Source organism: Lysinibacillus sp. NPDC097214 (assembly GCF_050277945.1).
In the GTDB taxonomy this organism is placed as follows: Bacteria; Bacillota; Bacilli; order Bacillales_A; family Planococcaceae; genus Lysinibacillus; species Lysinibacillus xylanilyticus_B.
In genome coordinates this window covers 20753-29349 of the sequence record NZ_JBNNSS010000023.1, presented here as the reverse complement: position 1 = coordinate 29349, position 8597 = coordinate 20753, and the positions used below count along the sequence as shown (strand labels likewise).

Genomic DNA, 8597 nt, shown 5'->3' with positions numbered 1-8597 from the left:
GGTTTTATCTGTGCGAAAGCGAAGCGACAGCAACACGGTTTTATCTGTGCGAAAGCGAAGCGACAGCAACAACACACGACTGAGTGACCAACATCGTGTTGGCCTAAAGCCTCCGGCGGATGTCACGGAATTATGCCAAGGTAAATTGATAGAAAGGGGATGAAAGGGGCCAAGATTGAGTTTGAGGTGATTGTGAGTCTTTTTTGAAATAATTTTGAACATATGAAAAGCACAGATATTCATAGGAATATTCTGTGCTTTTCAAATTTGTGTAGTAAAAATGCCTAAACTTTGAAAGAAATTGCTTCTTTATTAGAATACTCTTTCTGCGTGAAGAGCAAGTTTTTCTAGAGATGATTTATCTACGTCTGCGTGTAGTGAGTTACCGTGAGAGTCCATTGTGACAACAGCTGTGAACTTCTCAACGTTTAAGTGCCACATCGCTTCTGGAATACCGAATTCCATTAGGTCAACACCCTCAACACCTTTAATGCAGTCTGCGTAGTATTGTGCAGCACCACCGATTGCATTTAAGTAAACGCCACCGTGCTCTTCTAATGCAGCAAGTGTTTTTGGTCCCATACCGCCTTTACCAATTACAGCACGGATACCGAATTTTTTCATGATGTCACCTTGATATGGCTCCTCACGAATAGAAGTAGTTGGACCAGCTGCTTTTACTGTCCAGTTGCCTTCTTCATCTTTTGCCATTACAGGGCCACAGTGATAAATAACTTGTCCATTAAGATCAACTGGAGCATCGTGGCTCATTAAGTGATGGTGAATTGCGTCACGACCAGTATACATACGACCAGTAATCGAAACAACGTCACCAACTTTTAGAGCGCGAATTTGTTCTTCAGTAATTGGTGCAGTAAGTTCCACTACATCTGTAGTAGTATCTTCTGTTGTTGCTGCAACTTCATCTTCTTTAAATGTAATTTTTTCGCCTTCTTGATAATGCCAGTTAATAATTTCGCCAGTTTGAGGATTGATGTCCACAGCCATACGACGGTATGCCCAGCAGTTATAAGCTACTGATACGTAGAATGATGCAGGGATACGGTGCATAACACCAATTTTACAGCCAAGTAATGTTGCTTCACCACCGAAGCCCATTGTACCGATACCAAATGTGTTTGCAGTTTTCACTACATATTCTTCTAATTTAGCAAGATCAGAATTAGGATTTGTATCTTCCGCATGACGGAATAACTGTTCTTTCGCTAAGTCGTAACCAGAAGAGCGATCGCCACCGATACCTACACCGATGAAGCCAGCTGAACAGCCTTGTCCTTGTGCTTGGTATACTGAGTGGAGGATACATTTACGGATACCATCTAAATCACGACCAGCGCGACCAAGACCATCAATTTCACATGGTAGGCTATACTGGATGTTTTTGTTTTCACAGCCGCCACCTTTAAGGATTAATTTAATTGTAATGTAGTCGTTTTCCCATTGTTCGAATTTCATAACAGGTAGACCGTCACCTAGGTTATTACCGCTGTTTGCGCCTGTTAATGAATCAACCGCATTTGGACGCAATTTTGCATCTGCAGAAGTATCGACAATAGCTTTTTTAATAGCTTCTTTAATTTCTAATTGGTTTACACCAACAGGCGTATAAATTTTGAATGTTGGTAGACCAGTATCTTGACAGATTGGTGATACATTATCTTCTGCCATAATAATATTATTTGAGATTGTGTCTAAGCTCATTGCAGCACGAGTACCTGAATTCTCAGCTTCTTTAGCTTTCTTAATAGCGCGACGTACGTCTTTTGGTAGATTCGTAGACGTTTCAGTAATTAAATCGTAAAGACTTTTCTCCAAAGTTTGGATATTCATTTAGTATTGCCCCCCATAAAAATTTGATTATTTCCACGTAATATTATACTCTTTTCAACTAATGAAAAAAAGAGTTCAACTCATTGTGGTCGGAATTAAAGCTCTATTCTCAAAAAGAGGAAATTTAAATGTTAAATTATGTTATTTATCGTTAAGATGTTAGAAGAAAATTGAAGCGGGGTAATAAACAACATCTTAAGGTTTTCCTGGTTGGTTATAGAATTTACCGGAGCGTTTTTTGAGGCTGATCATTTTGAGAGTGAAACGGATCACATTTGAGGCGAAGTTGATCACTTAGAGAGTGAAGCCATTTCCAACCTTATTCGAAATTAAGGTTGTTAATGCAGAACGTTTGTTCTATAATGAATTTAAATTTACTTTAGGAGGTAATAGAATGAAGTTACTTAATTTACCTGAAGCATTTGAACAAAGTAGGACTGTAATAGAGGAAACGATACAGCCTACCGTATTTATTGAAACGGAAGAACGAAAAACATCTTTATTTGAAAGTAAGTTTGAAGGCGATCCATATTTTCCGCTAACAATGGAGTACCCGAAAAATCCAGAAGGGCAACCATTAAAATTACTAGCTCAAATTAATTTTGCAGATGTACCGAAGCATTTATCAAACTTCCCTGATGAGGGTATTTTGCAGTTTTATATTGATAGCTATGACGATATACTTGGGATGGATTTTGACAATGGTCAAAATCAGGAGGGCTTCCGCATTGTTTTCCACGAACATATTGTTAGAGATGAGTCACAGTTAGTACAAGACTTCTCATTTGTTAAAGCGAAAGAAGAAGAATTTTACTTCCCAGTGGAAAAAGAAATGGCGTTGTCCTTCGGAACAGGCTATGAACCATTATCAGCAAATGACTTTAGAAGTGAAAAAACATATGCGAAGATCCTAGCTACTATAGAAGACGATGATCATTTAGTAGACTCATTTTATGAAACATTAAATAGTACAGGTCATAAAATCGGGGGATACCCATTCTTTACTCAGGAAGATCCAAGAGCTTATGGTAACTATACAGATTCAACAATTTTGTTGCTTCAAATTGACAGTGTGGGCGATCATATTCTGTGGGGAGATGTCGGGGTCGGCAACTTTTTCATCACAGAGGATGAGCTGAAACGTAAAGATTTTAGTAAAGTTCTATACAATTGGGATTGCTATTAAATAATAGAAGAAAAAAGCAAGTGGACATAAGGCTCTCCACTTGCTTGTATCAGTTATTGTTCACGAGCATTAAATTGCTCCATTTTGTCTTCTAAATCATCCATCATTTGAATTAAACGATCAATATCCTCTAATTCAGTTGTTTCAGGATCGATGGCATCTAAAACTTCTAAAAAAATTTCAAGACGTTCTTTTAAGTAATTCATTTGCTGTTTTTTATCAGTGATTGGATTTGACATACATACACCTCATTTCGTCCCCTCCATCTTAGCTGATTTGGGACTAAATTTCAATGTTTAGGTAAACACCTAGGACTTAGCGATTATTTTTAAAAAATAATAGACAGAATATTTACAATATTGAAGGTGTATGTTAAATTAATATTAAGAAAAAGCAAAGGAGCTGATCTACAAAATCCTAAAAGACTCTAACTCGAAAAGGAGGGAGTTTAAACAAGTACTCGGCCAATGTAAAAGCCGAAATTCGTGTTTATACAATTAAATGGAGATAAGTGTTAGTTAGGCCTTAGCGTAAAATCACATGTGGTGAGCGCTAAGGCTTTTTGGTATGCTGTTCTTTGGAAGAATGACTAGATGTTGGAGGAAAAGATGACGTACTTCTCAGATTACAGCAAAAAAAGATTTGCCATTCTAGTGTTAATTGTATCTATTTCAGGCTTTTCACAAGGAATGCTTTTACCGCTTATTTCAATTATTTTCGAACGTGATGGAGTTTCCTCCGCGTTGAACGGATTGAATGCAACAGGTCTATACATAGGAACTTTATTAATCTCACCATTTATCGAGCAGCCATTACGAAAATGGGGCTATAAACCGATTATTTTAATTGGCGGTGCCCTTGTGTTTGTTTCGCTGCTAATATTTCCTTTATGGAAAAGTGTGACTTTTTGGTTTGTCCTTCGCTTACTCATTGGAGTAGGAGATCATGCATTACACTTTGCAACACAAACGTGGATTACAAGCACCACAGATCATAAAAGCTTAGGAAAGGGTATGGCCATTTACGGTTTGTCCTTTAGTACAGGCTTCGCAGTTGGACCTTTAATGGTGAAACTTATACAAGTTTCAGAAGCATTACCGTTTATTGTGTCCTCCGCTATGTGTTTATTTGCATGGGCTTTTGTATTCCTTTTACAAAATGAAAAACCAGAACGTTTAACGGGAGACTTACATGCAAGAGGCTGGCATCGTTATAAAATAGCCATTGCATTTGGATGGATTGCATTTTTAGGGCCATTTGCTTATGGTTTTTTAGAATCTGCTTTAAATGCTTTGTTCCCAGTTTATGCATTGCGTAAAGATTTTGACGTGAATATGATTCCCATTATGTTATCAGTCTTTACATTTGGCGGGATTTTAACACAGGTGCCGCTTGGTGCAATAGCGGATAAAATAGGACGACGTTATGTCTTAATGTTTGGCTCATTTGGAGGGGCTATTATTTTTGGGATTGCCAGTTTTTTAGAGCATTCTCAAATGGCAGTAGCCGTAGCATTTTTCTTTACAGGTACATTAGTCGGTTCAATGTTTTCATTAGGTATTACCTATATGGCAGATTTAACATCAAAAGAACTACTGCCAACAGGAAATCTACTTTGCGGCATTGCCCTTAGTATCGGCAGCTTAACAGGGCCATTTTTAGGTGGTGTTTATTTAGAATATGTAAAGTACAGCTTCCTTTTATTAGTAGCGATGCTTTTACTAGCTGTAGCTATTGTTTTGTTAGTATTTGGACGAAATAAAAATAAGCGATTGGTGTCGATGTAAGAGGCTTTGTCTTTTGCCTTGAAGCGGAAGGAAGAGAGTCAAGTTCGGGTAGAGGAAGTAATAGCTCAAGTAAATTGCTAGCTTGGAAGCTTTTGCGCAATGTATAATTTTGGACAAAATAAAAGAGCGGGGCTCATCTCCCGCTCATAAAACAAAAAACGCCCAGCAAATCCGTGCTGTTATGGCGTTCTTTGCGTGACAAGGATGTTCGTCCAAGTCACATAGGTTTGGCACCTAGAATGATATTATACAGACAAGTGAACATAAAATCAAATAAAATTTGCAGTCAAGTAATATTTGGACTTTGGATGTCTATCTCTATATAATAGAAGAACACTAGCTAAGTATAATGAGGAGATTAAATCATGACTGAATATAAAAAAATATCAATTCACCGTGCATTAACAGAATTAAAGATGCTAAATCATCGCATCGAAGCAGCAACGAATGAAGTTAGTTCAGTGTTAGCTAATCGTAAAAGCAATAGCAAAATTAATGGTGTAGAAATTCAAGAATATGAAAAGCAAATGCAAGCCTCATACGATAAAGTAGTTAGCTTAATTGACTATCGCAACCGAATAAAGGCACTAGTTGTAGAGTCCAATGCTAAAACAAAAGTAATAGTAGGAAAAGAAGAAATGACTGTAGCGGAAGCAATTGAACGCAAACAGTCCATTCAATATGAAAAAGAACTGTTAGAAGTTATGCAACAGCAATATCGTTCAGCTATAAATACGGTGGCTAAAGAAAATGATGCGTTGCCAGCAAAGCTAGAAACGTATTTAGTGAATATATTAGGAAATAAAGATAAACAATCTCCCGAGGAAGTTAAATTACATACGGATACATTTATGAAAAGAAACGAGTATGAGTTAATTGATCCGATGAATGTTAAAAAGAAAATGGAAGCATTAAGTAATCGAATTGAAGAATTTGAATCAGAGGTCGACGCTGTATTATCGGAATCAAACGCAACGACGTTTATTGAAGTGCAAGCCTAACTAAATTTGCATGGCCTGGCGAAAACGGAAAACGAAAAGTCGCTCGCGCTTCAAGGTATGTGTGCGAGTTAAAACCTCAAACATACCTTACTACAAAGGATACTTTAAACAATCTGAGTTGAAAGCTCAAAGGTTAAAGGTAAAAGTCCAAAGTTTACGTGTCAAAGTTCTTTTGTATTAAAGCTAAAAATTTAAAGTATAAAAATCTTTTAAATCCTGGGCAACTGGTTAAGGTGTTGATTTTTCTGGACCGTCCGTAATCCACCAGGCAGCTGGAGCTGTGCATTACATAGAAAAATAATATACAAAACAGGCGTCTCTTAATTTTAGAAGACGCCTGTTTTGCTTTTATAAGAACTCTTTGGTTTACATATGAAATGAATGGGGAAATTAAAACGATTAAAAAAGGACGCCTAGAGTATTCTCAAGACGTCCTTTTCATCATTATTTATTCTTCAATACAAGCTTCGCAACGCACTCCACTTGTGCAGTTTGTGCAAACATATCCACTGGCTGAATGTACTCTACATCATAAAACTTCGATAATTCGTTTAAATCCTTCGCTAATGTTGAAGGATTACAAGACGTATAAACAAAGCGCTTCGGTTTTAGCTTCAACACCGTGCGGATAAACTCTGGTGCTAGACCTGTGCGTGGTGGATCGACTGTAATAACATCTGGTGTAAATCCTTCCTTGCGCCATTTTGCTAAGACACTTTCTGCTGTACCAACTGCATATTTTGTATGCTTGAAGCCATGGTTGCGGGCATTTTTACGTGCATCCTGAATGCTTTCTGGAATAACATCCATTCCACGAACTTCTTTCGCTTTGTCAGCTAGCCATAAACCGATTGTCCCAACACCACAGTAAGCATCAACAACTGTTTCTTTGCCTGTTAATGCTGCTGCTTTTTTGATTTCATCATATAGATGAACGGTTTGTGTTGGATTCAGTTGGAAAAAGGCGCGAGCTGATAAATCAAAAGCTAATTCGCCAAGTTCCTCGTGAATCGTTTCCTTGCCGTCGAGGACAATCGTTTCGTCGCCAAAGATTAACGATGTTTTCTCACGATTAATATTTTGAGCGATCGATACGATGCTTGGGTCGATTTTTTTAATGCGTGCAATGAGCTCCGCTAGATGAGGAATTTCTTTACGTGTTGTGACAAGTACGACTTGTGTTTCACCCGTACGAATCCCTGTACGTACAACAATCGTACGCACTAAGCCATCAAGCGTACGACCATCGTAAATAGTAATATTTAGTTTTTGTAAAATTTTACGTGTTGCTACCGTGATTTTTGACGTAATAGGATGTTGCACAAGGCAATCATTGATGTTCAGTAACTTGTTGCTACCTTCTGCAAATAGCCCTGCATAGACACGTTTACCCTCTTTACGTACTTGATATTGACTTTTGTTTCGATAATTCCATGGATTATCCATCCCTAGAGTTTTACGAACTTCAACTGTAGTAGCTAAAGGCTTAGCATAACGTTCTAAAGCTTGAACGACGATATCACGCTTTTCAATTAGCTGTTTTTCATATGTCATATGTTGAAGCTGACAGCCGCCACATTCGTTGTAAACTGGGCAAGGTGCTTCCTGGCGATATTTTGAAGCCTTGCGAATCGTTACTATTTCTGCTTCGGCAAAATTTTGCTGTGTTTTAGTCACTTGTGCTGTAATTTCTTCACCAGGAATGGCGCCCTTTACAAATACGACATTACGCTTATAAAAGCCTACGCCTTCACCATTAATACCTAATCTTTTAATTATTAGAGGAAATTTTTGTCCTACTTCCATTGTTGTTTGTTGCGTCAAGCTTTCCACGTCCCTGTTCTTTTAATATCATCTCCCCATTATAACTAAGGAGTAGACGATTGCAAAGCGACAGGAAAATCTTCATGTTCTAAAACTAAATCGTTAAGGGATAAAAATGTATAGCCTTGTTTTTTTGCTTCGGCAATAAACCTAGGAAGAGCTTCAGCGTTATCCTGCGCAACAGTATGCATTAATATTACGGCACCAGGATGAAGCTGTTCCATTAATGCATTATACGCATAATCTGCGCCACGTCGTACATCCCTTTCCCAATCCTTAAAGGCAACAGACCAGAAAATATGACGATAGCCTTCAGCATTGCCTACCTCTAATAATTTCGCATTAAATGTACCTTCAGGAGGGCGAGCATATGTTGTACGTTCAATACCCGTCAATTCACGCAGTTTATCATCAAGCTTTTTCCATTCAGTACGCATACCATCGGGCGTTAGTCTCGCCATATTTGGGTGCCCATATGAATGGTTGCCGATCATATGGCCATCTTTAACCATGCGTTTTACTAAATCAGGGGCACTTTCTAAATAATGACCAGTTAAAAAGAAGGTAGCTGGTGCGTTTTCCTTCTTCAACGTATCCAAAATGCTTTCCGTAAACCCATTTTCATATCCGTTATCAAAGGTTAAATAAGCAACTTTATTATCAGGCTTTCCTTTATAAATGGCACCATATTTCTCAACTATCTGATCAAGCTGTGCCCCAGCTTCTGCTGGTTCACCGTTTTTCGCTCGTTTAATGCCCCAGTTGTATTCATCAGAGCCAGAGGCCGAAAAGGGATTAAAGCTAATTGCCGCGGCAATAATAAAAGTAGCAATTACCGATCCTACTATATGCTGTTTCCACATAAAAACGCATCCTTTCTTTTTCATTAGAATGTGTTATTTTTAAAAAAATTATCCTACCTCATTCATTCAAAAAGTACTTATTTTA

General features: G+C 37.9%; 8 protein-coding genes. 3 read left to right on the top strand and 5 right to left on the bottom strand.

Annotation, left to right across the window (positions count from 1 at the left end; all coding sequences use genetic code 11):
- Positions 1 to 222, bottom strand: a 222-nt coding sequence (locus tag ACQKMI_RS25060; RefSeq protein ID WP_427493282.1) for a hypothetical protein, incomplete at its 3' end; no start/stop codon positions are given.
- A 90-nt stretch (positions 223 to 312) separates the two neighbouring features.
- Entirely contained in the window at positions 313 to 1851 is a 1539-nt protein-coding gene (locus tag ACQKMI_RS25055) for a fumarate hydratase (RefSeq protein WP_427493280.1), read from the bottom strand.
- Between the two features lie 394 nt (positions 1852 to 2245).
- Between ACQKMI_RS25055 and ACQKMI_RS25050 the strand changes: the two genes are divergently transcribed.
- Complete coding sequence (locus ACQKMI_RS25050) at positions 2246 to 3037, top strand: YwqG family protein (RefSeq protein ID WP_427493278.1); 792 nt, start codon at positions 2246 to 2248, stop codon at positions 3035 to 3037.
- A 53-nt stretch (positions 3038 to 3090) separates the two neighbouring features.
- Here ACQKMI_RS25050 and ACQKMI_RS25045 read toward each other — a convergent pair whose 3' ends face one another.
- Positions 3091 to 3276 (bottom strand): SE1561 family protein, encoded by a 186-nt coding sequence (locus ACQKMI_RS25045; protein ID WP_197143548.1) that lies wholly within the window; start codon positions 3274 to 3276, stop codon positions 3091 to 3093.
- Between the two features lie 369 nt (positions 3277 to 3645).
- Here ACQKMI_RS25045 and ACQKMI_RS25040 point away from each other — a divergent pair, with 369 nt between their 5' ends.
- Positions 3646 to 4824, top strand: a complete 1179-nt coding sequence (locus ACQKMI_RS25040) for an MFS transporter (protein WP_427493276.1) — start codon at positions 3646 to 3648, stop codon at positions 4822 to 4824.
- Positions 4825 to 5189: 365 nt separating this feature from the next.
- Positions 5190 to 5825 (top strand): hypothetical protein, encoded by a 636-nt coding sequence (locus tag ACQKMI_RS25035; protein ID WP_427493274.1) that lies wholly within the window; start codon positions 5190 to 5192, stop codon positions 5823 to 5825.
- Between the two features lie 444 nt (positions 5826 to 6269).
- On the opposite strand, the gene rlmD is transcribed toward ACQKMI_RS25035, so the two are convergent.
- Positions 6270 to 7649 carry a 23S rRNA (uracil(1939)-C(5))-methyltransferase RlmD gene (gene rlmD / locus ACQKMI_RS25030; RefSeq protein WP_427493272.1) on the bottom strand — a complete coding sequence of 460 codons (1380 nt, stop codon included), beginning with the start codon at positions 7647 to 7649 and terminating at the stop codon, positions 6270 to 6272.
- A gap of 44 nt (positions 7650 to 7693) precedes the next feature.
- On the bottom strand, positions 7694 to 8512 hold the full coding sequence (locus ACQKMI_RS25025) for a polysaccharide deacetylase family protein (RefSeq protein ID WP_323650759.1): 819 nt from the start codon (positions 8510 to 8512) through the stop codon (positions 7694 to 7696).
- Positions 8513 to 8597 lie beyond the last annotated feature (85 nt).